Origin of the sequence: Burkholderia sp. Bp9143 (assembly GCF_003853645.1) — a bacterium.
GTDB lineage: Bacteria > Pseudomonadota > Gammaproteobacteria > Burkholderiales > Burkholderiaceae > Burkholderia.
Genome location: NZ_QTPO01000033.1, coordinates 12,885 through 34,791, shown reverse-complemented (window position 1 = coordinate 34,791; position 21,907 = coordinate 12,885). Strand labels below are relative to the sequence as shown.

Sequence of the window (21,907 nt, the reverse complement as noted above, 5' to 3'; positions counted from 1 at the left end):
TTGTTCCAGAGTTATCGGAAGGGAATTGAAAAGCTTTAGGCGCTCGGACCGCCGGGCCGGCCGGCCACGCCCGGATGCCCGTCGCCGGGTGGCCGTCCCCGGATGCCCGTCGCGTCACACCGACATCTGCATGATGTCGTTGTACGCGCTCACGAGCTTGTTGCGGACCTGGAGCCCGAACTGGAAACCGATGTTGGCCTTCTGCATGTCGACCATCACGTCGTTCAGCGACACGTTCGCCGCGCCGACCTCGAACGCGTGCGCCTCGCCGAGTGCGTGCTGCTGGTCGCCGCTGATCTTGTCGAGCGACGCCTTCATCGCGCTCGCGAACGTGCCGGCCGTCGCGGCGCCCGAGCCGGCGAGCGCCGCCGCCGGGCTCGCGACGCCGCCGCTCGCCTGCGCGGCCATCGCCTGCATCTGTTGCAACACCGAACCGATTCCGCTGACGTTGGCAGCCATGCTGTCCCCAGACATATAAGAGAAAAGACCCGGACGCACCGGGCGATCTGACGGCGCCGCACGACGCGCACCATGCCGGATCGCGAAAAAGGATAGCAGCGCGGCGCGCGCCAAAGCCGCGAAAGTACGGGGGAAACCCCGCTCTTTTCGGTCGATCGGAGTCGCGCCCGGGTCCCGATAATCGCATCGTGTCATTGTCCGTCCGCTCGTCCGAGCGGCTCAGTCGTCCCGCTCCGGAGAAACTCGACGCATGGATTCGCAGGCCAACTCGCTGATCAACCCCGACGCCCGCACGGGCCTCGCCAGCCCGGTGCCAGGCGCCACCGCGGCCGCCGCGTTGCCGGGAGCAGGCGGCGCCGGCGCGGACTTCGGGTTCGGCGGTTTCGCGGAACGCATCCCCGGCATCTCGCGGATGAAGGGCAACCCGAAGCTGCCGTTCGTGATCGCCGTCGCGCTCGCCATCGCCGCGATCACCGCGCTCGTGCTGTGGAGCCGCGCGCCCGACTATCGCGTGCTGTACAGCAACCTGTCGGACCGCGACGGCGGGGCGATCATCGCCGCGCTCCAGCAGGCAAACGTTCCCTACAAGTTCGCCGATGCCGGCGGCGCGATCCTCGTGCCGTCGAACCAGGTGCACGAAACGCGCCTGAAGCTCGCCGCGATGGGCCTGCCCAAGGGCGGCTCGGTCGGCTTCGAGCTGATGGACAACCAGAAATTCGGCATCAGCCAGTTCGCCGAGCAGGTGAACTACCAGCGCGCGCTCGAAGGCGAGCTGCAGCGCACGATCGAGTCGATCAACGCGGTGCGCGGTGCGCGCGTGCATCTCGCGATCCCGAAGCCGTCGGTATTCGTGCGCGACAAGGAAGCGCCGAGCGCGTCGGTATTCGTCGACCTCTACCCGGGCCGCGTGCTCGACGAGGGCCAGGTGCAGGCGATCACGCGGATGGTGTCGTCCGGCGTGCCCGACATGCCGGCCAAGAACGTGACGATCGTCGACCAGGACGGCAACCTGCTGACCCAGACGGCCTCGGCCTCCGGCCTCGACGCAAGCCAGCTCAAGTACGTGCAGCAGGTCGAGCGCAACACGCAGAAGCGCATCGACGCGATCCTCGCGCCGATCTTCGGCACCGGCAACGCGCGCGCGCAGGTCAGCGCGGACATCGATTTCTCGAAGCTCGAGCAGACCTCGGAAAGCTACGGCCCGAACGGCGCGCCGCAGCAGGCCGCGATCCGCAGCCAGCAGACCAGCAGCGCGACCGAACTCGCGCAGGGCGGCGCATCGGGCGTGCCGGGCGCGCTGTCGAACACGCCGCCGCAGCCGGCCTCCGCGCCGATCGTCGCCGGCAACGGCCAGAACGGGCCGCAGTCGACGCCCGTCAGCGACCGCAAGGACCAGACGACCAACTACGAGCTCGACAAGACGATCCGTCACGTCGAGCAGCCGATGGGCAACGTGAAGCGGCTGTCGGTCGCCGTCGTCGTCAACTACCAGCCGGTCGCCGACGCGAAGGGCAAAGTGACGATGCAGCCGCTGCCGCCCGCGAAGCTCGCGCAGATCGAGCAGCTCGTGAAGGACGCGATGGGCTACGACGAGAAGCGCGGCGACTCGGTGAACGTCGTGAACAGCACGTTCTCGACCGCCAGCGATCCGTACGCCGACCTGCCGTGGTGGCGCCAGCCGGACATGATCGCGATGGCGAAGGAAGCCGCGAAGTGGCTCGGCATCGCGGCGGCCGCGGCGGCGCTCTATTTCATGTTCGTGCGCCCGGCGATGCGCCGCGCATTCCCGCCGCCCGAGCCGGTCGCACCGTCGCTCGCGGCGCCGGAGGATACGGTCGCGCTCGACGGCCTGCCCGCCCCGGACAAGGTCGAAGAGCCCGATCCGCTGCTGCTCGGCTTCGAGAACGAAAAGAACCGTTACGAACGCAACCTCGACTACGCGCGCACGATCGCCCGCCAGGATCCGAAGATCGTCGCCACCGTCGTGAAGAACTGGGTGTCCGATGAACGCTGAAGGCCTGACCAAGAGCGCGCTGCTGCTGATGTCGATCGGCGAGGAAGAGGCCGCTGAAGTATTCAAGTTCCTCGCGCCGCGCGAGGTGCAGAAGATCGGCGCCGCGATGGCCGCGCTGAAGAACGTCACGCGCGAGCAGGTCGAGGACGTGCTGCAGGAGTTCGCGAAGGAAGCCGAGCAGCACACCGCGCTGTCGCTCGATTCGAGCGAGTACATCCGCTCGGTGCTGACCAAGGCGCTCGGCGAGGACAAGGCCGGCGTGCTGATCGACCGGATCCTGCAGGGCAGCGACACGAGCGGCATCGAGGGCCTGAAGTGGATGGACTCGGGCGCCGTCGCCGAACTGATCAAGAACGAGCATCCGCAGATCATCGCGACCATCCTCGTGCACCTCGACCGCGACCAGGCGTCCGAGATCGCGTCGTGCTTCACCGAGCGGCTGCGCAACGACGTGCTGCTGCGGATCGCGACGCTCGACGGCATCCAGCCGGCCGCGCTGCGCGAGCTCGACGACGTGCTGACCGGCCTGCTGTCCGGCAGCGACAACCTGAAGCGCAGCCCGATGGGCGGCATCCGCACCGCGGCCGAGATCCTGAACTTCATGACGAGCAATCATGAAGAAGGCGTGCTCGAAAGCGTGCGCCAGTACGACGCCGACCTCGCGCAGAAGATCATCGACCAGATGTTCGTGTTCGAGAACCTGCTCGATCTCGAGGATCGCGCGATCCAGATGGTGCTGAAGGAAGTCGAGTCGGAAACGCTGATCATCGCGCTGAAGGGCGCGCCGCCCGCGCTGCGCCAGAAGTTCCTCGCGAACATGTCGCAACGCGCGGCCGAACTGCTCGCCGAGGATCTCGACGCGCGCGGCCCGGTGCGCGTGTCCGAAGTCGAGACGCAGCAGCGCCGCATCCTGCAGATCGTGCGCAACCTCGCCGAGAGCGGTCAGATCGTGATCGGCGGCAAGGCGGAAGACGCGTATGTCTGATTCCGCGCGCGACCGCGCCGGCACCCTCACCGCGTACCAGCGGTGGGAGATGGCGTCGTTCGATCCGCCGCCGCCCCCGCCGCCGCCCGACGACGCGGCAGCGGCCGCCGCCGCGCTCGCCGAGGAACTGCAGCGCGTGCGCGACGCCGCGCATGCCGAAGGCCATGCGGCCGGTCACGTCGAGGGCCAGGCGCTGGGTTACCAGGCCGGCTTCGACCAGGGCCGCGAGCAGGGTTTCGAGGCCGGCCAGGCTGAAGCGCGCGAACAGGCCGCGCAGCTCGCGGCGCTCGCCGCGTCGTTCCGCGAAGCCGTGTCGAGCGTCGAGCACGATCTCGCGTCCGACCTCGCGCAGCTCGCGCTCGACATCGCGCAGCAGGTCGTGCGCCAGCACGTGAAGCACGATCCCGCCGCGCTCGTCGCGGCCGTGCGCGACGTGCTCGCCGCCGAACCGGCGTTGTCCGGCGCGCCGCATCTCGCGGTGAATCCGGCCGACCTGCCCGTCGTCGAAGCCTATCTGCAGGACGATCTCGACACGCTCGGCTGGAACGTGCGCACCGACGCGTCGATCGAGCGCGGCGGCTGCCGCGCGCACGCCGCGACGGGCGAGGTCGACGCGACGCTGCCCACCCGCTGGCAGCGCGTCGCCGCCGCGATCGGCAAGGTGAGCGCATGGTGACGCCCACGCCCGAATCGATCCTGTACGACGGGATGACGCCGCTCGAGCGCGAACTCGCGCTCGCGTCGTTCGGTCCCGAAAGTACGCACGACACTGCTCACGGCGCGCCTGCGCACGTGACGGATGCCGCCTGCGATGCGCCGCGCGCACCGCACAATCCGCATCTCGCGCACTGGCGCACGCACCTGAACGGGCTCGCGACACGCAGCCACCGCGCGCTGCCGCTGCGGCCGTGCGGGCGCCTCACGCGCGCCGCGGGCCTCGTGCTCGAGGCGATCGGGCTGCGCCTGTCGGTCGGCGCCGAATGCACGATCGAATTGCCGCCCGGCAGCACGCTGCCGCACGCGGAAGCGGAAGTCGTCGGGTTCTCCGGCGATCGCCTGTTCCTGATGCCCACCACCGACGTCGCAGGCGTGCTGCCCGGCGCGCGCGTGTGGCCGCTGGAAGCCGCGCCCGTCGCCGACCCGCTCGCGGGCGCGAAGCGGCTGCCGGTCGGCTGGGAAATGCTCGGGCGCGTCGTCGACGCGTCGGGCCGCCCGCTCGACGGCCTGGGCCCGCTCGCGTCGAAGGTCGACGCGCCGCTGTCGGCGCCATCGATCAACCCGCTCGATCGCGAGCCGATCCACCACGTGCTCGACGTCGGCGTGCGCGCGATCAACGGGCTGCTCACCGTCGGCCGCGGGCAGCGGATGGGCCTGTTCGCAGGCTCCGGCGTCGGCAAGTCGGTGCTGCTCGGCACGATGGCGCGCTACACCAGCGCGGAAGTGATCGTGATCGGGCTGATCGGCGAACGCGGCCGCGAAGTGAAGGAATTCATCGAACAGATCCTCGGCGAGGACGGGCTCGCGCGCTCGGTCGTCGTCGCGGCGCCGGCCGACGTGTCGCCGCTGCTGCGGATGCAGGGCGCCGCCTACGCGACGTCGCTCGCCGAGTATTTCCGCGACCAGGGCAAGCACGTGCTGCTGCTGATGGATTCGCTGACGCGCTACGCGATGGCGCAGCGCGAGATCGCGCTCGCGATCGGCGAGCCGCCCGCGACCAAGGGCTATCCGCCGTCGGTGTTCGCGAAGCTGCCCGCGCTCGTCGAGCGCACCGGCAACGGGCCCGAAGGCGGTGGCTCGATCACCGCGTTCTACACGGTGCTGACCGAAGGCGACGACCAGCAGGACCCGATCGCCGACTCGGCGCGCGCGATCCTCGACGGTCACATCGTGCTGTCGCGCGCGCTCGCCGAGGCCGGCCACTATCCGGCGATCGACATCGAGGCATCGATCAGCCGCGCGATGACCGCGCTGATCGACGAAACGCATCTCGACCGCGTGCGGCAGTTCAAGCAGATGCTGTCGCGCTACCAGCGCAATCGCGACCTGATCGCGGTCGGCGCCTATGCACCCGGCCGCGACGCGCAGCTCGACCGCGCGATCGCGCTCTACCCGCGCATCGAATCGTTCCTGCAGCAGGGCTTTCGCGAATGCGCGCCGTTCGCGTCGAGCCTCACCGCGCTCGATGCGCTGTTCGACGTACACGGAGGCTGATCCCGATGGCACCCGGCTTTCCCCTTCAACTGCTGCTCGACCGCGCGCAGGAAGACCTCGACACGGCCGCGAAGCAGCTCGGCACCGCTCAGCGCGACCGCACCTCGGCCGCCGAACAGCTCGATGCGCTGCTGCGCTATCGCGACGAATACCACGCGCGCTTCGCGCAGTCCGCGCAGCACGGGATGCCGGCCGGCAACTGGCGCAATTTCCAGGCGTTCATCGATACGCTCGACGCGGCGATCGCGCAGCAGCGCAACGTGCTGGCCGCGGCCGAACTCCGCATCGACGAGGCGCGCCCGAACTGGCAACAGAAGAAACGCACCGTCGGCTCATACGAAATCCTGCAGGCGCGCGGCGTCGCGCAGGAAGCGCAGCGTACCGCGAAGCGCGAACAGCGCGACGCGGACGAACACGCCGCGAAGATCCTGCGCATGCGGGCCGACGCGGCCCGCTCGGCGTAACCGCTCACCGCTTTCGAACGAGAGAATCGTCATGCCTCCCCTGCCCCTGCTCGGCGCGCTGCTCGACACCGCCGGCACCGCACTCAAGGCCGTCCGCGACGCGAGTTCGTCCGCCGCCGCCAAGTCCGCCGGCAACGATGCCGCCACCAGCCCGGCCGCCGTGCCGTTCGCGCAGACGCTGAAGCAAAGCGTCGTCACGCGGCACGACGCGGCGCTCGCCGGCAAGCCGGACGTCTCGACGAAACAGGCGTCGTCGACGCCGGTCGCCGGCACGAAGCCGTCCGGCAGCGACAGCGACGACGACAAGTCGATCGTCGACGCGAACACGCCACCCAGTCCCGACGCCGCCGCGCTCGCGGCGGCCGCCGCCGTGCAGGCGCAACTGCAGGCGCGCGCGAACGACGCGGCGCCGGCTAATGCCGCTACCGCCGATACTGCCGCTAGCGCAGCCACCACCGCGCAAACGACGGCCGCGTCCGGCCAGCCCGACGCCACGGCCGCGCTGACGAATCATGCCGACAAGGATGCGGCCGCCGTGCCGGCGTCGGGTCGCGACGCGCTGCAGGCGGCGCTGGCGAAGCTGACCGACGGCTCGGGTGCGATCGCGATGCCCGCGACCGGCACGGCAGCCGCAGCGGCAGCGGCAGCACCGGCATCGACGACGCCCCCATCGGCCGCCGCCGCCCCGCTGACGCCGAAAGTCCCGACCTTCGACCGCACGCTCGCCGACGCGAAAGGCGCGCTCGCGACGCAGCAGACGTCCGCGCCAGCCACCGCGCCGGCGCTGCAGGCCGGCGCAACCGGCCAGCCCGCGGCGCATGCATTCGCTGCCGCCGAAGAAACCGCCGGCCCGGCCCCCGACGCAACGGTCGCGGCCGCCGCGACGGCCGCGGCAGCTGCACAGGCGAACCTCCCGACATCGCCCGCTGCAAGCTCGATCGCCGCGGCCAACACGCATGTGCTGGCCCCGCATGTCGGCACCGCCGACTGGACCGACGCGCTGAGCCAGAAGGTCGTGTTCCTGTCGAATGCGCACCAGCAGAGCGCCGAGCTGACGCTGAACCCGCCGGACCTCGGCCCGCTGCAGGTCGTGCTGCGCGTCGCGGACAACCACGCGCATGCGCTGTTCGTGTCGCAGCACGCGCAGGTGCGCGACGCGGTGGAAGCCGCGCTGCCGAAGCTGCGCGAAGCGATGGAAGCCGGCGGGCTCGGCCTGGGTAGCGCGACCGTCAGCGACGGCGGCTTCGCGTCGCAGCAGCAGAACCCGCAACAGCGCTTCGCCGGCGGCCAGTCGTCGCCGCGCGCGCGCGCCGGATCGTCAGCCGTCGATGCACCGGTCGCCGCTGCGCAATCCGCAGCGGCCGGCGCGACCGTGAGCCGCGCGGGCCTCGTCGATACGTTCGCCTGAGCATCGCGTCGGTCGCGTGCCGGTGCGCGCCGCTCAGCGGCCGTGCACCGCCGCGGCCGCCTGGCCGCGCGGCACGTCGCCCTTGCGCGTCGCGACGATGAAGTCCGCCGCTCGTTCGCCGATCATCACCGACGGCGCATTCGTGTTCCCGCCGATCAGCGTCGGCATTACCGATGCATCCACCACCCGCAGCCCTTCGACGCCCCGCACGCGCAGTTGCGGATCCACGACCGCGCGCGCATCCGAGCCCATCCGGCAGGTACCGACCGGGTGATAGATCGTGTCGGCGTGCGCGACGATCGTCGCGCGCAGCTCGGCTTCGCTCTGGTCCGCCCGCGTATACAACTCGCGCCCGCCCTGCGACGCGAGCGGCGCCTGCGACAGGATCCGGCGCATCGCCTGCGCCCCCCGCACGAGCAGGTCGAGATCGCGCGTATCGCTGAAGAAGCGCGGATCGATCAGCGGCGCGTCGCGCGCATCGCCGCTCGCGAGCGCGACCGTGCCGCGGCTGAACGGGCGCAGCGCGCACACGTGCAGCGAATAACCGAAGCCCCAGTGCATCTTGCGGTTGTGATCGTCGACGAGCGCCGTGCAGAAATGCAGCTGCAGGTCCGGACGATCGAGCGACGGATCGCTCTTGATGAAGCCGCCGGCCTCCGCGACGTTGCTCGTCATCATCCCCGTGCGGCTCGAGAAGTAGCGCGCGAGCGCCGGCGTCATCTTCGCGATCCCGCGCAGGCAGATGCCGACCAGCTCCGACGAATTCACCCGCGTGTTGATGATGAAGTCGATATGGTCGATCAGGTTGGTGCCGACGTCCGGCGCGTCCTGCACGACCGCGATCCCGTGCCGGCGCAACTGTTCCGCCGGACCGATTCCCGAGCACATCAGCAGTTGCGGCGAATTGAACGCGCCGGCCGACAGGATCACTTCCGCACGCGCGCCGAGCGTCTCGACGCGTCCGTCGCGCGACACCACGACGCCGACCGCGCGCTTGCCGTCGAAGCCCACGCGCAGCACCGTCGCATCGGTGATCACATGCAGGTTCGGCCGGTTGCGGCCGTAGATGTACGCACGCGCGACGCTGCAGCGCGAGCCGTCGCGATGCGTGACCTGATAGAAGCCGACGCCTTCCTGCGTCGCGCCGTTGAAATCGTCGTTGAGCGGATAACCGGCCGCGTGCGCGGCCTGGATGAATCGTTCGGAAAACGGATTGCGAAAGCGCAGATCGGACACCGTCAACGGACCGTCCGCGCCGTGCCATGCATCGGCGCCGCGCGCGTTGCCTTCCGCGCGGCGGAAATACGGCAGCACGTCCTGCCAGCTCCAGCCCGTCGCGCCGAGTTGTGCCCACTCGTCGTAGTCGCCCGGGTGGCCGCGCGTGTAGATCATCGCGTTGATCGCGCTCGAGCCGCCCATCCCGCGCCCGCGCGGCTGGTAGCCGCGGCGGCCGCCGAGGCCCGGCTGCGGCACCGTCTCGTAACCGTAGTTCGTGCCGAGCTTGAACGGCACGAGCGCCGCGATCCCCACCGGCATGTTGACGAGCAGGTTGCGCTCCGTGTGCGAGCCGGCCTCGATCAGTGCGATCGTCGCGTCGGGGCACGCATCGGCGAGGCGGCTGGCGAGGCTCGCCCCGCCCGACCCTCCGCCAACGATGATGTAGTCGTATTGCACGTCACGTCTCCTTCGTGTCATGAACGGCGGCCGGCGCGGCCCGGCTCACGCTTGTAATGTTCGGGCATTGTAGGAATGGCCGTCGCGCACGCGGCACGCCGATTCAAGAGCGATTCCTCTAAACGCCCGCGCGAACTAAATTTAAGATGTATCGATCGATGCGACGCGATGCACCGGCCGACAGAAGCCGCGCCATCGTGAAACTGGGGAGACGACGATGCAGCGCGACGTTCCGCAGGCCGCGTGCCGACCGGGTTGTCCGGGCGCACCGCGCGCGGCCCGCATTTCATTTCAAACGGATGCCCGGACGGTGACGTGCAACACCGTGCGCGCGGCCGGTCGAAATCGAACGACACCACCTATCGCCGACCGTTTGGACGGTTCGTCGCATGCGCGGCACGACCTGCCGGTGCGTGCGTCGTCGCGCGCATCGCACGACGCCGCTTCCGTGTGCCGGCAAGCGCCTGCAGCACGCGATCGCGCATCGTTCGGAAGTCGCATCGAGCCGCACGCGCATCCCGCGCAATCCCGTTTTGGGACGCGAACACCGTCGCGCGGATGCGACGCTTGCCGCACGCTGCACCCTGTTTTCGCCCGCGCATCGCATCCGGCCCCGCGCCGCGCGACGCGCGCCAACCTGACCCGCCCCGCCACGCTCGCCGAGCGGGTGCGTGCGGCCTGACTGCTGGCCGCCGTGCCACGCTCAACTGGAGTAGACGACATGAAGAACGACCTGCCCGAACTGGCCCCGCAAGCGCTGCCGTCGGTCGATGCGCTGACGTCGCTGCTGCGCGACCAGCGCGCGGCCTACCTGCGCGCGCCGTATCCGGAGTGGGACACTCGCGCGCAGCACCTGCGTGCGCTGCGCACGATGCTGATCGATCACGCGGATGCGCTCGCCGACGCGATCCGCGCCGACTTCGGGCATCGCGCGAAACAGGAAGTGCTGCTGTCGGAAATCTGGATGGCGAAGGAAGAGATCGACGACGCACTCAAGCACGGCAAGCGCTGGATGAAGCCGATCCGCAAGCCGATGAACAAGTGGCTGCGGCCTGCGCGCGCGAAGGTGCTGCCGCAGCCGCTCGGCGTGGTCGGCATCGTCGTGCCGTGGAACTATCCGATCCTGCTCGCGGCCGGTCCGCTGATCTGCGCGCTCACGGCCGGCAACCGCGCGATCATCAAGATGTCCGAACTGACGCCGCGCACGTCGGCGCTGTTCGAACAGCTGATCGCGAAGACCTTCTCGCGCGACCACGTCGCGGTCGTGAACGGCGATGCCGAGATTGGCGTCGCGTTCAGCGCGCTGCCGTTCGATCACCTGCTGTTCACCGGCTCGACGCACGTCGGCCGCCACGTGATGCGCGCCGCGGCCGACAATCTCACTCCGGTCACGCTCGAGCTCGGCGGCAAGTCGCCGGCGATCGTCGGCCCGAATGCGCGCTTCGATGCGGCCGTCGACGCGATCATCGGCGGCAAGACGCTGAATGCGGGCCAGACCTGCATCGCGCCCGACTACGTGCTGCTGCCGCGCGGGATGGAGGGCGCGTTCATCGAGCGCGCGCGGGTGCGCTTCGCCAAGCTGTATCCGGACCTGTCGACCAACGGCGACTACACGACGATCGTGTCGCCGCGCCACTACGCCCGGCTGCAGCAGCTTGCGGCCGACGCGCAGGCAGCCGGCGCGCAACTGCATCCGCTGTCGGACGCGCAGTCCGATCCCGCGTCGCGCCGCTTCGTGCCATGCGCGGTCACGCACGTGCCGGCCGCGTCACAGCTGATGCAGGAGGAAATCTTCGGGCCGCTGCTGCCGCTCGTGCCGTACGAGCGGCTCGACGAGGCGATCGCGTACGTGAACGCGCGGCCGCGGCCGCTCGCGCTGTACCTGTTCGACGAGGATGGCGGCACGGTCGACCGCGTGATGCGCGAGACGATCTCGGGCGGCGTGACGGTCAACGACGCGCTGTTGCACATCGCGTGCGGCAGCTTGCCGTTCGGCGGCGTCGGCGCGAGCGGGATGGGTGCGTATCACGGCTACGACGGCTTCGTGACGTTCTCGAAGATGAAGCCCGTGCTCACGCAGGCGCGCCTGAATACCCGCGGGCTGATCGCGCCGCCTTACGGCAAGCGCTTCGCTGCGGTGATCAGGATGATGCTGAAGTTCTGAGCGGTGCGGGCCGCGCGCGGCGGCCCACTCGAACATGCCGCGCGGCGACGCTGCCGCGCGTGCCGTCACACGGGCCAGAGCGGCCCTTCCTGCATCGCGCCGATCTGTTCGCGCAGTTCGAGCACGCGTGCCTCCCAGTAGCGATGCGTGTTGAACCACGGGAATGCGGCGGGAAACGCCGGATCGTCCCAGCGGCGCGCAAGCCACGCCGCGTAGTGGATCAAGCGCAGCGTGCGCAGCGCTTCGACCAGATGCAGCTCGCGCGGCTCGAATTCGCAGAAGTCCTCATAACCGGCGAGCAGATCCGCGAGCGCACGCGACGCGCCTTCGCGATCGCCGGGCAGCAGCAGCCACAAATCCTGGACCGCGGGCGCCATCCGGCTGTCGTCGAAGTCGACGAAATGCGGGCCCGCGTCGGTCCACAGCACGTTGCTCGGATGGCAGTCGCCGTGCGTGCGCAGCAGGCGAATCTCGCCCGCACGCTCGAACGCGGCCTCGACGCCTTCGAGCGCGAGCGTCACCGCCGTTTCGTAGGCGGGCCGCACATCGTCGGGAATGAAATCGTGCGCGAGCAGGTAGTCGCGCGGCTCGTAGCCGAACGTGCGGATGTCGAGCACCGGACGCGCGACATACGGCTGGGTCGCGCCGACCGCGTGAATCCGGCCGATGAAGCGGCCGAGCCATTCGAGCGTGTCGCTGCGGTCGAGATCGGGTGCGCGGCCGCCGCGCCGCTCGAAGATCGAGAAGCGGAAGCCGTCGAACGCGTGCAGCGTGCGGCCGTCGAACACACGCGCGGGCACCGCCGGAATCTCGCGCGCGGCGAGTTCGGCGACGAACGCGTGTTCTTCCAGGATCGCGTCGTCCGACCAGCGCGCCGGCCGGTAGAACTTCGCGACGACGGGCGGGCCGTCTTCGATGCCGACCTGGTAGACGCGGTTTTCGTAGCTGTTGAGGGCGAGCAGGCGCCCGTCGGTACGCAGCCCGGCCGGCATCAGCACGCTGTCGAGCGCGTCGAGCACGCACTCGGGCGTGAGGCCGGCGAACGGCGGGCCGGCGGGAGCTGCGGGGGCGGAAGTGTCGTCTTTCATGCCCCGCATTGTGCCGTCAGCCGCGCCGAAACACGAGCGCCCGGTGCGGCACGCGCACTCAGTGGATCGCGGCGCCGGCCGGCAGCACGGATTCGCCGGTGTCGATCAGGTCCTCGAGAAAGAACGGCTCGGTGTTGAGTTCCTTCGACTCGCCCGGCACGCCCGCGTACCAGGTCACCATGGCCATGTCGCCCAGAAGGCGCTGAACGATGCCGCGCGCGCCCTTCGGCACCGCGATATGGGTAGTGCAGACAATCGACCCGACATGCATGATGGTTCCCCACTCTTGAAACTTGAAACCCGGTTCGCTGGCGAGCCGGCAAATGCACGATCCGCGCCGCCCTCGTCGGGGTGTTGCGCGTGATCCCATTGTTCACGGTTTATCGAAGCGCGAAAAGAAGAAGAAGCAGGCGAAGTGCCGCGAATTCGTCGAATGTCTCCAATCAACCACTGCGCCGCGCGTGCGCTTGCACGAGCGGATACCCCCATCATACCCTGTCGAATGTGACTGTCCGCCGAATCCGGCCACACGCGCGGCGCGCACGCGAATTGCATCACGGGCGTATCGTCTGCCCTTTGCCCGGTCGTCAGGAGACTTCACGTGCGTGACGCTCGAGCGCGCGGCAGCGGCTCGCGGCCGACAGTGGTTGCGCGGGATGGCCGCCTTGCGTTACCTTTGACGTTCATTCGCGTTCAATCGCATTTCGACACGATGCATCCGCTCACGTCCGCTCTCGCAAAATCCCGGCCGCAGTTCGACTCGCGGCCGCAGGCGTGCGCGCATCCGTCGGTCCTCCCTCCTCCTGTCGCACCGCCGCTCGTCGGCGCCGCGCCGCCCCCGCCGGCGGCACGCGTCGGCTGACCAGCCGGCTCTCGTTTTCCGTTTTCCATTCGCCCGTTTGCGGCCGTTCGTGCGTGATCACGCACGGCGCGTTCCCGCGCGCGCGACATGGAACGTTTCGATCCGTTCGACAGGTGGATTCACATGGTTTCGTTCAAACGCGCGCTCGCCGCGCATGGCGTGACGTCGCTCTTCGTCTTGCTGTGGAGCAGCGGCGCGATCTTCGCTGAACTCGGTCTGCGTCACGCATCCGCGTTCGTCTTTCTCACCGCACGATTCGCGCTCGCGTCACTCGTGCTGCTCGTGCTGGCCGTGGTGCGCGGGCGCTGGCTGCCGCCGCGCGGCGAGCGGCGCATGGCCGCGCTGACCGGCCTGCTGATGATGGGCGGCTATTCGATCTTCTACCTGCTCGCGCTCGACCGCGGGATCGCACCGGGCGTGCTCGCGACGATCCTCGGCGTACAGCCGATCCTCACCCTCGCGATCGTCGAGCGGCGCTGGCAGCCGACGCGTATCGCCGGGCTCGGGCTGTCGCTCGCCGGCCTCGCGCTCGTCGTGTGCCGCGGCGTGGGCGGTGCCGGCCTGCCGATCATGGGCGTCGCCTGCGCGCTCACGGCGCTCGTCGCGCTGACCGCCGGCTCGCTGCTGCAAAAGCGCGTGCGTGCGGCGCCTGCCGACGTGCTGCCGCTGCAGAACGCGATCGGCCTCGCGCTGTGCGTGGCGATCCTGCCGTTCCGGCCGATCTCGCTCGAGATCGGCTGGGCGTTCGTCGTGCCGCTGCTGTGGCTCGGCATCGTGATCTCGGTGATCGCTCAGCTCCTGTTCTACCGGTTGATGCAACGCGGCGATCTCGTCAATGTGACGAGCCTGTTCTATCTCGTGCCCGTCGTCACCACGCTGATGGACGCGGTCTGGCTCGGCAACCGGCCCGAACCGCTCGCGCTCGCCGGCATGGGGGCGATCGTCGCGGGGCTCGCGCTCGTGTTCCGCACGCCGGCCGTTCGCGCGCAACCGGATCGCGCGTAAGCGGACGGGCCGCCGCACCCGCGGGTGCGGCGGCCCGTATCGAACACGTACGACGTTTCCGCGCAAATCGAAAGGAATGAGAAAGACTTGCGCAAGGCATTCGTCCAATTCGCGGGAAAGATGTGGAATCCCGGGGGTTTTCCGCATACTTTTAATGGTTCGGATAGCGAAAAACGCGGCGAGGTTGCCTATACTCGAACTGTCCGCCCCGCTCGCAATCGGGTCGGCCCAACATGAGAAATGCCCGGCATGGGGCTGGAAGACGCGTGTGCGCCTGTTCCGGCCGACTATGGAGACACGCATGACGACCTATTTCACGATCGGCGACTTCATCCTGTTGATTCCGATGGCGCTGGCCGGAGCGCTATTTCTCGGCGCGGTGCCGTGCGCAACCGAATTCCGCCACAACCTGCTGCGCGTGCTCGGCGTCATCCTCGGCGTCGGCGTGGCGGTATTGCTCGTCGAAGGCCTCCCTGCGCTGCTCTAGCGAAGCGTCGGTGCGCGCCGGTCACATCGCTGCATGGCGGCGACGTGACGGCTTGTGTGTGCGCCGCGATACGGCACACGATAGTTCGCATCCCGTATCGACTGTCCTTGCTGCCGGTCAGATCGCCTGATCGGTGGACGGCTTTTCCCACAGATTGATGCCGCCTTCGGTCGCGTAGCGATCGATCTCCGCGAGTTCGTCCGCCGAGAATTCGAGGTTCTTCAGCGCGCCGACGTTTTCGCGCACCTGCTCCGCACGGCTCGCGCCGATCAGTGCGGACGTCACGCGGCCGTTGCGCAACACCCACGCGAGCGCCATCTGCGCGAGGCTCTGCCCGCGCCGCTCCGCGATGCCGTTGAGCTTGCGCACGTGCTCGAGGTTGTCCGCGCTCAGGTGATCCTGCTTCAGCGATCCGCCGCCCAGCTTGTTCACGCGCGCATCGGCCGGCACGCCGTTCAGGTATTTCGACGTCAGCAGCCCCTGCGCGAGCGGCGTGAACGCGATGCTGCCCGTGCCGATGTCGTCGAGCGTGCCGAGCAGGTCCTGCTCGATCCAGCGGTTCAGCATGTTGTACGACGGTTGGTGGATCAGCAGCGGCACCTTGTATTGCGCGAGCAGTTCGGCCATCTCGCGGGTCTTCGCGGCCGAATACGACGAGATGCCGATGTACAGCGCCTTGCCCTGCTGCACGGCCGATGCGAGCGCGCCGGCGGTTTCCTCGAGCGGCGTGTGTGCGTCGAAGCGGTGCGAATAGAAGATGTCGACATAGTCGAGGCCCATTCGCTGCAGGCTCTGGTCGAGGCTCGCGAGCACGTACTTGCGCGACCCGCCGCCACTTCCGTACGGCCCCGGCCACATGTCCCAGCCGGCCTTCGTCGAGATCAGCAGTTCGTCGCGATACGGCCGGAAATCTTCCTTCAGCAGCCGGCCGAAGTTGGTTTCGGCGCTCCCGTATGGCGGCCCGTAGTTGTTCGCGAGGTCGAAGTGATTGATGCCGAGGTCGAACGCGGTGCGCAGGATGTCACGCTGCGTCGCGATCGGCGTCGAGTCGCCGAAGTTGTGCCACAGGCCGAGCGACAGGGCGGGCAATTTGAGCCCGGATTTGCCGCAGGTGCGGTATTGCATGTCGGCATAACGTTCGGAAGCTGCTTCGTAGGCCATGAGTCGGTTCCGTCAGGACGTCAGGGAAGGGACACGCGCCGCGCGCGAACATCGCGCGCCGGCGGCGAAGGAAACATACGACGGTTATGGTAGCGAACGCGGCCGAAGCGCGCACGGCAATGGACGCGGCCGCGCCCGTCGCCTACACTGCGGCGTCTCGAATCACCGTTACAGCGAGGTTGGTATGTCCCGGGTCATCTCGGTTGCGCTGCTCGTCGGCGGCGTCGTGCTGCTGTATTTCGGCGGCCAGTCGTTCCATTCGATCAACGACAACGTGTCGCGCTTCTTCACCGGCTCGCCCGCCACGAAGACGATCCTCCTGATCGCCGGCGGCGCCGTCGCCTTGCTGATCGGCCTGATCGGCCTCGCGATGCCGGCCAACAAGCGCTGATCGCGCAGCCGCGCGAATCACGACGGCCCGCATCGCGCGATGCGGGCCGCGCAAAACGCAACGGGCGGCCCAGGCCGCCCGTTTGTTCATCCGCTCGCGCGGCCACCGTGCCGCATCGGGCAACCGATACGGCCGCATCGCCGTCCGAACCGCTGCTAGAACTGCACTTCCGGCTTCGCCGCCGAACGCGTGCCCGGCACCGGCCGGTTGCTCACGCCGTGATACGTGTACACGAGCGAGAACTTCACCTGGTCGGAGCGATTCTGCCCCGCCGAGTGCAGCGTGTTGCAGTGGAAGAACACGACGTCGCCGGTCTGCAGCGGCGGGCAGGTTGCCGCGTCGATCATCTTGCGGTTCTCCGGCAGGTCGCCGCGGAAGAACTTCGCATCGTCGAACGCTTCCGGCCCGAATTCAGCCGTGTGCGAGCCCGGCACCAGCCAGAGCGCGCCGTTTTCATTCGTTTCCGGCCCGAGCGCGAGCCAGACCGACACCATGTCCGCGCGTTCGAACGACCAGTAGCGGAAATCGCGATGCCAGCCCGTCAGGCTGCCGTACGCAGGGTGCTTCGTCATCATGCAGTTGTGATGCGCGCGCGACAGCACGGGCTGCTCGCCGAAGTATTCGCGCATCCATGCGCCGATTTCGGGTGCGATCGCGCGCTCGGCGAACGCCGGATCGCGCGTGTAGGCGTCCAGCAGCCGCCGCACCGTATGACCGCCCGGCGCATGCTTCGACTCGGGCGCGCCCGGGTAGCGCAAATCCGCCTCGAACTCGATCGGCTCCGCTGCTTCCTGCAACTGGCGCTCCGCGATCTGCTTGAGCGCCGCGCACTGCGCTTCGCCGACGAGGCCGCGCGCGACGACGAAGCCGCGTTCGCGCAATTCCGCGACTTGCGCGCGGATCGATTCCGACTGCAATGGAGACGACATGGGATGCCAAACGTTTATTGTGTGAATGTGACGATTGTAAATCGGCGCCGGATGCCGCGAACAGCGCCATTGTCGTGCGCAGGGGCATGCCAATCGCCGATTTGATCTGGCGCAAGGGAACTGTGCGGCGCGCCGCGAGCCTCAGCGACAGGCGGTATGCGGCGACACGCTTGCGGCACAAGGGTTTATCGCGACTTTTGCCAGTCATGAAACCCTTGTAGCCTGTCGCGGCCTGTCAATTCTGGCGGGCGCGGCGCGCGACGACTTTCGGTAAGATCCGTTGCGCCATCCGAGGCCGTTCATACCAGTGTGCTCTTCAAGGGCGCCATCCATACAAGCGAAGCATCGTTCACATGCCATTCCGTCTGACTTCCCGTCTCAGCCGCGCTGCGAAGCGCGTCGTGCCGTCCGCTCCCGCCCGCCCGCTGCGCCATCACCGTGCCCGCACGCAGGCGCTCGCCGAGCACACGCATGCGCACAGCCGGCTGGACGGCATCCGCGCGTGGTTCCACGCGTTCTTCTCGATGATGAGCGCGCAGACGTTCGCACGCCGCGCCGGCCTGCGCTCGCTGCTGCAGAAGCCGTCGTCGCTGCGCGCGCTCGCGCTGCGCCGCACGCTGGGCCCGCAGCGCCGCGTCAACCGCCCGCGCCGCCTCGCGGCGAGCAACGGCTGGTTCGGGTTCGGCGCACGCTGACGCCGCGCTGGCGGGCAATGCCCGCCGCGATCGTCGCGACGCCGGCATCTCGCTGGCGCTCGACGCGCATAAAAAAACCCCGGCATGCCGGGGTTTTTCGTTTCAGGCAGACGACGCTTACGCGACGCGTGCCGTCGGCTCCACGCCGGCCGCTTCGGCCAGTGCGAGTGCCTTGTCGGTCGCTTCCCACGAGAATTCCGGCTCTTCGCGGCCGAAGTGGCCGTAAGCGGCCGTCTTCTCGTAGATCGGGCGCAGCAGGTCGAGCATCTTGATGATGCCCTTCGGGCGCAGGTCGAAATGCTCGCGCACGAGCTTCGTGATCACCGCATCCGACACGCGGCCCGTGCCGAACGTGTTGACCATCACCGAGGTCGGCTCGGCAACGCCGATCGCGTACGACACCTGGATCAGCGCGCGCGATGCGAGGCCTGCCGCGACGATGTTCTTCGCGACGTAACGGCCGGCATACGCTGCCGAACGGTCGACCTTCGACGGATCCTTGCCCGAGAACGCGCCACCGCCGTGCGGTGCGGCACCGCCGTAGGTATCGACGATGATCTTGCGGCCCGTCAGGCCGCAGTCGCCCTGCGGGCCGCCGATCACGAACCGGCCGGTCGGGTTCACCAGGAACTTGATGTCGCCCTTGATCAGGTCGGCCGGCAGCGTCGGCTTGATGATTTCCTCGATCACGGCTTCGCGCAGCGCCGGCAGTTCGATGTCCGGTGCATGCTGCGTCGACAGCACGACGGTGTCGATCGAATCCGGGCGGCCGTCGACGTAGCGGACCGTGACCTGCGACTTCGCGTCCGGACGCAGCCACTGCAGGCGGCCGTCGCGGCGCAGGCTCGCCTGACGCTCGACGAGACGGTGCGACAGGTAGATCGGCAGCGGCATCAGTTCCGGCGTTTCGTCACATGCGTAACCGAACATCAGGCCTTGGTCGCCCGCGCCTTGATCGAGGTTGTCGTCATGCGCGCGATCGACGCCTTGCGCGATGTCCGGCGACTGCTTGTCGTACGCGACGAGCACCGCGCAACCCTTGTAGTCGATGCCGTACTCGGTGTTGTCGTAGCCGATGCGCTTGATGGTGTCGCGCGCGATCTGGATGTAATCGATGTTGGCCGTCGTGGTGATTTCACCGGCCAGAACGACAAGACCCGTGTTGCACAGCGTTTCGGCCGCAACGCGGGAATATTTGTCCTGCTCGAGGATGGCGTCGAGAATCGCGTCCGAGATTTGGTCCGCGACCTTGTCCGGATGGCCTTCGGAGACGGATTCGGACGTGAAGAGATAATCGTTTGCCACTTTTCAGGCTCCTGTGTGGTTACGGTTGGTTTCACGTAGCCAGCTTCGTTGGGCCTGAAGCGGCGACGCTTTAGCGGATTACCAGGACCGGGCAGCGCGCTTCGCGCCAGCCGGCTTCGCCCCGCAAGTTGTCAGTTAACTCGGCGAAGCCCGTATTATAGCGGCTTTCGTGAATTGTCACAGAGCGCCACCCGTGCTGCATCGTCCGCTGTCCTCCCCCCCTGTTCGCAACGTGCCGGCCAGCCGGCCCCACGGAGATTCCGCATGCTAGGCCGCCTCGGCACGCACCTCGCCATCGGCTTGCTGAAGCTGCTCGCCCTGCTGCCGTACGGTTTGACCGCACGGTTCGGCGACGGCCTCGGCTGGCTGCTGTACCAGATTCCCAGCCGGCGAAAGCGCATCGTACATATCAATCTGAAACTCTGCTTCCCCGACTGGAGCGACGAACGGCGCGAGGAAGTCGCGGGCCTGCATTTCCGCCACGCGATCCGCAGCTACGTCGAGCGCAGCTACCAGTGGTTCGCGTCGGAGCAGGCATACCGCAAGCTGTTTACGGTCGAGAGCGAGGTTGACCTCAGCGATCCGGACATGCCGCCGACCCTCTTGCTCGGCTTCCATTTCGTCGGCATCGAGGCCGGTTCCATGGCAATCAACCTCGCACTCGGCCGTACGTGCGGCTCGCTCTACACGCCGATGAAGAGCCCGGCAATCGAAGCCGCAGCCAAGGCCGGCCGCAGCCGCTTCGGCGCGGAACTGGCGAGCCGCGCCGACAGCGCGCGAACCGTGTTGCGGTGGCTGCGCGACCGCAAGCCCGTGATGCTCGGCGCCGACATGGACTACGGGCTGCGCAACTCGACGTTCGTGCCCTTCTTCGGTGTACCCGCCTGCACGCTGACGGCTGTCGGCCGGTTCGCAAAGACTGGCCACGCGCAAGTCCTGCCCTTTATCGGCGAGGTGCTGCCGAACTACAAGGGCTATCGGCTGAAGGTCTTCAAGCCGTGGGCCAATTACCCGACCGGCGACGACGATCTCGATGCGCGGCGGATGAACGAATTCCTCGAGGAGCAGATTCCGCTGATGCCCGAACAGTATTACTGGGTGCACAAGCGCTTCAAGACGCGCCCGCCCGGCGAGCCGAGCCTCTACTGAGTCGAACCCGCGGGCGCGCCGTCAGATGCGCGCCTGCACCCTCGCCACCTTCGGCGCGCCTTTCGCGCGTGCCTGCCAGAGATCGTAGGCCGACTGCTGCGCGAGCCACGGATCCGCCTTCCCGCCGTTTTCCTCGCCCAGCCACGCTTCGAGACGCAGCGCCATTTCAGGCGAGATGCCGGCGTGGCCGCGCAGGATGCGCGACAGCGCCGCGCGCGTGACGCCGAGCTGCGCGGCGGCTTCGGTGACGGTCAGACCGAGCGCCGGCCGGTGGAGCGCACGCCACCGGATTCACCTGCCCTGGCAACGCTCGTCATATCGCACCGCCTCAATCTGCCCACTCACTGTCCGCGCAACCCGTCAGCCGATCGGCCGACATCGTTCCGATCCGACACTCAAGCGACGCGCGGCGCCCCGCCCGCGCAGGACGCCCTTGTCGGCTGCATGTATCATTTGCGGTTGAGATCAGCACGACGAACGACGACGCCCGGCATGGCGGCACACCGCGTCCGTCGTGCCGGCCGTCCTGTTCGCCATGGAATTCCGAACCCAGTGAAACTCTCGTTCACCAAGATGCACGGCGCGGGCAACGACTTCGTCGTGCTCGACAGCTATTCGCGCGCGTTGCCGCCGCTCACCGAGGCGCAGGTGCGCGCGCTCGCCAACCGACACTTCGGCATCGGCGCCGACCAGTTGCTGCTCGTCGAGAAACCGACCGTCGAGGGCGCGGATTTCAAGTACCGGATCTTCAATTGCGACGGCGGCGAAGTCGAACACTGCGGCAACGGCGCGCGCTGCTTCGTGAAGTTCGTCAGCGACCGCGGCCTGACCGACAAGCACAGCGTGCGCGTACAGGTGATGAAGGGCCTGATCACGCTGACGATGCAGGACAACGGCGAAGTCGTCGTCGACATGGGCGCGCCCGTGTTCGCGCCGTCGCAGGTGCCGTTCGACGCCTCGGGGCTCGACGGCCGCACGGAAGGCAACGACACGCTGTGGCCGCTCGACGTCGGCGGCCACACGCGCTGGATCTCGACGGTGTCGATGGGCAACCCGCACGCGGTGCAGGTGGTCGACGATACCGAAGCGTATCCCGTGCTCGACGAAGGCCCGCTGATCGAGCGCCACGCCCGCTTCCCGGAGCGCGTAAACGCCGGCTTCATGCAGATCGTGTCGCGCAACGAGGTGAAGCTGCGCGTGTACGAACGCGGCGCGGGCGAGACGCTTGCGTGCGGCACCGGCGCGTGCGCGGCGGTCGCGGCGGGCATCCGGCGCGGCCTGCTCGATTCGCCGGTGACCGTGCACACGCACGGCGGCACGCTGACGATCGGCTGGGGCGGCGCGCGCGACGAAGCCGCCGCGCTGATGATGTCCGGGCCCGCCGCGACCGTGTTCGAAGGCGAGATCGACCTGAACGTCTGACCCTGCAACGTCCTTGATAACTGAACGCTCCAGC

The 21,907-nt window shown here is 68.4% G+C and carries 21 protein-coding genes; 13 read left to right on the top strand and 8 right to left on the bottom strand.

Annotated features, from left to right (window positions below; genetic code table 11):
- Nucleotides 1-114: 114 nt before the first annotated feature.
- Nucleotides 115-459, bottom strand: a complete 345-nt coding sequence (gene fliE / locus DIE23_RS23830) for a flagellar hook-basal body complex protein FliE (RefSeq protein WP_124570749.1) — start codon at nucleotides 457-459, stop codon at nucleotides 115-117.
- 250 nt (nucleotides 460-709) lie between these two features.
- Here fliE and fliF point away from each other — a divergent pair, with 250 nt between their 5' ends.
- From fliF to DIE23_RS23795, 6 genes are read left to right on the top strand one after another with little or no spacing between them, the layout of a single operon-like run.
- On the top strand, nucleotides 710-2,473 hold the full coding sequence (fliF, locus tag DIE23_RS23820; RefSeq protein ID WP_124614382.1) for a flagellar basal-body MS-ring/collar protein FliF: 1,764 nt from the start codon (nucleotides 710-712) through the stop codon (nucleotides 2,471-2,473).
- Entirely contained in the window at nucleotides 2,463-3,458 is a 996-nt protein-coding gene (fliG, locus tag DIE23_RS23815) for a flagellar motor switch protein FliG (protein ID WP_124614381.1), read from the top strand. Before fliF ends, fliG begins: the two co-directional genes overlap by 11 nt.
- Nucleotides 3,451-4,134, top strand: coding sequence for a flagellar assembly protein FliH (gene fliH / locus DIE23_RS23810; RefSeq protein ID WP_124614380.1), 684 nt, complete (start codon nucleotides 3,451-3,453; stop codon nucleotides 4,132-4,134). Before fliG ends, fliH begins: the two co-directional genes overlap by 8 nt.
- Nucleotides 4,128-5,669 (top strand): flagellar protein export ATPase FliI, encoded by a 1,542-nt coding sequence (fliI, locus tag DIE23_RS23805; protein ID WP_124614379.1) that lies wholly within the window; start codon nucleotides 4,128-4,130, stop codon nucleotides 5,667-5,669. Before fliH ends, fliI begins: the two co-directional genes overlap by 7 nt.
- Before the next feature lie 5 nt (nucleotides 5,670-5,674).
- Complete coding sequence (fliJ, locus tag DIE23_RS23800) at nucleotides 5,675-6,133, top strand: flagellar export protein FliJ (RefSeq protein WP_124614378.1); 459 nt, start codon at nucleotides 5,675-5,677, stop codon at nucleotides 6,131-6,133.
- A gap of 31 nt (nucleotides 6,134-6,164) precedes the next feature.
- Entirely contained in the window at nucleotides 6,165-7,541 is a 1,377-nt protein-coding gene (locus tag DIE23_RS23795; protein ID WP_124614377.1) for a flagellar hook-length control protein FliK, read from the top strand.
- A gap of 33 nt (nucleotides 7,542-7,574) precedes the next feature.
- Here DIE23_RS23795 and DIE23_RS23790 read toward each other — a convergent pair whose 3' ends face one another.
- A complete protein-coding gene (locus DIE23_RS23790; RefSeq protein WP_124614376.1) occupies nucleotides 7,575-9,215 on the bottom strand; it encodes a GMC family oxidoreductase in 1,641 nt (546 codons plus the stop codon).
- Nucleotides 9,216-9,936: 721 nt separating this feature from the next.
- Between DIE23_RS23790 and DIE23_RS23780 the strand changes: the two genes are divergently transcribed.
- A complete protein-coding gene (locus tag DIE23_RS23780; protein WP_124614375.1) occupies nucleotides 9,937-11,379 on the top strand; it encodes a coniferyl aldehyde dehydrogenase in 1,443 nt (480 codons plus the stop codon).
- Between the two features lie 65 nt (nucleotides 11,380-11,444).
- Here the strand turns inward: DIE23_RS23780 and DIE23_RS23775 are convergent, their stop codons facing one another.
- Together DIE23_RS23775 and DIE23_RS23770 are read right to left on the bottom strand one after the other, a co-directional pair.
- Entirely contained in the window at nucleotides 11,445-12,476 is a 1,032-nt protein-coding gene (locus tag DIE23_RS23775; RefSeq protein WP_124614374.1) for a serine/threonine protein kinase, read from the bottom strand.
- 49 nt (nucleotides 12,477-12,525) lie between these two features.
- Complete coding sequence (locus DIE23_RS23770; RefSeq protein ID WP_006753011.1) at nucleotides 12,526-12,738, bottom strand: hypothetical protein; 213 nt, start codon at nucleotides 12,736-12,738, stop codon at nucleotides 12,526-12,528.
- A gap of 714 nt (nucleotides 12,739-13,452) precedes the next feature.
- Here DIE23_RS23770 and DIE23_RS23755 point away from each other — a divergent pair.
- Nucleotides 13,453-14,334, top strand: coding sequence for a DMT family transporter (locus DIE23_RS23755; RefSeq protein ID WP_124614371.1), 882 nt, complete (start codon nucleotides 13,453-13,455; stop codon nucleotides 14,332-14,334).
- Nucleotides 14,335-14,635: 301 nt separating this feature from the next.
- Nucleotides 14,636-14,821: a hypothetical protein gene (locus tag DIE23_RS23750; RefSeq protein WP_014895742.1), complete on the top strand. Its 186-nt coding sequence runs from the start codon at nucleotides 14,636-14,638 to the stop codon at nucleotides 14,819-14,821.
- Nucleotides 14,822-14,938: 117 nt separating this feature from the next.
- Here DIE23_RS23750 and mgrA read toward each other — a convergent pair whose 3' ends face one another.
- Complete coding sequence (gene mgrA, locus DIE23_RS23745) at nucleotides 14,939-15,982, bottom strand: L-glyceraldehyde 3-phosphate reductase (RefSeq protein WP_124614370.1); 1,044 nt, start codon at nucleotides 15,980-15,982, stop codon at nucleotides 14,939-14,941.
- 184 nt (nucleotides 15,983-16,166) lie between these two features.
- Here mgrA and DIE23_RS23740 point away from each other — a divergent pair, with 184 nt between their 5' ends.
- The gene (locus tag DIE23_RS23740) at nucleotides 16,167-16,373 is read left to right on the top strand and encodes a DUF3185 family protein (protein WP_124614369.1); all 207 of its coding nucleotides are present in this window, start codon (nucleotides 16,167-16,169) and stop codon (nucleotides 16,371-16,373) included.
- 155 nt (nucleotides 16,374-16,528) lie between these two features.
- Here the strand turns inward: DIE23_RS23740 and DIE23_RS23735 are convergent, their stop codons facing one another.
- Complete coding sequence (locus tag DIE23_RS23735) at nucleotides 16,529-17,302, bottom strand: phytanoyl-CoA dioxygenase family protein (protein WP_124614368.1); 774 nt, start codon at nucleotides 17,300-17,302, stop codon at nucleotides 16,529-16,531.
- 353 nt (nucleotides 17,303-17,655) lie between these two features.
- On the opposite strand from DIE23_RS23735, the gene DIE23_RS23730 reads away from it, so the two are divergent.
- On the top strand, nucleotides 17,656-17,997 hold the full coding sequence (locus DIE23_RS23730; protein ID WP_124614367.1) for a hypothetical protein: 342 nt from the start codon (nucleotides 17,656-17,658) through the stop codon (nucleotides 17,995-17,997).
- Between the two features lie 117 nt (nucleotides 17,998-18,114).
- On the opposite strand, the gene metK is transcribed toward DIE23_RS23730, so the two are convergent.
- Nucleotides 18,115-19,302, bottom strand: coding sequence for a methionine adenosyltransferase (gene metK / locus DIE23_RS23725; protein ID WP_059468609.1), 1,188 nt, complete (start codon nucleotides 19,300-19,302; stop codon nucleotides 18,115-18,117).
- Between the two features lie 264 nt (nucleotides 19,303-19,566).
- Between metK and DIE23_RS23720 the strand changes: the two genes are divergently transcribed.
- The gene (locus DIE23_RS23720) at nucleotides 19,567-20,451 is read left to right on the top strand and encodes a lipid A biosynthesis lauroyl acyltransferase (RefSeq protein WP_124614366.1); all 885 of its coding nucleotides are present in this window, start codon (nucleotides 19,567-19,569) and stop codon (nucleotides 20,449-20,451) included.
- A gap of 21 nt (nucleotides 20,452-20,472) precedes the next feature.
- Here the strand turns inward: DIE23_RS23720 and DIE23_RS23715 are convergent, their stop codons facing one another.
- The gene (locus DIE23_RS23715; protein ID WP_124614365.1) at nucleotides 20,473-20,742 is read right to left on the bottom strand and encodes a HigA family addiction module antitoxin; all 270 of its coding nucleotides are present in this window, start codon (nucleotides 20,740-20,742) and stop codon (nucleotides 20,473-20,475) included.
- Nucleotides 20,743-21,003: 261 nt separating this feature from the next.
- On the opposite strand from DIE23_RS23715, the gene dapF reads away from it, so the two are divergent.
- Nucleotides 21,004-21,873 (top strand): diaminopimelate epimerase, encoded by an 870-nt coding sequence (gene dapF / locus DIE23_RS23710; protein ID WP_124614364.1) that lies wholly within the window; start codon nucleotides 21,004-21,006, stop codon nucleotides 21,871-21,873.
- Nucleotides 21,874-21,907 lie beyond the last annotated feature (34 nt).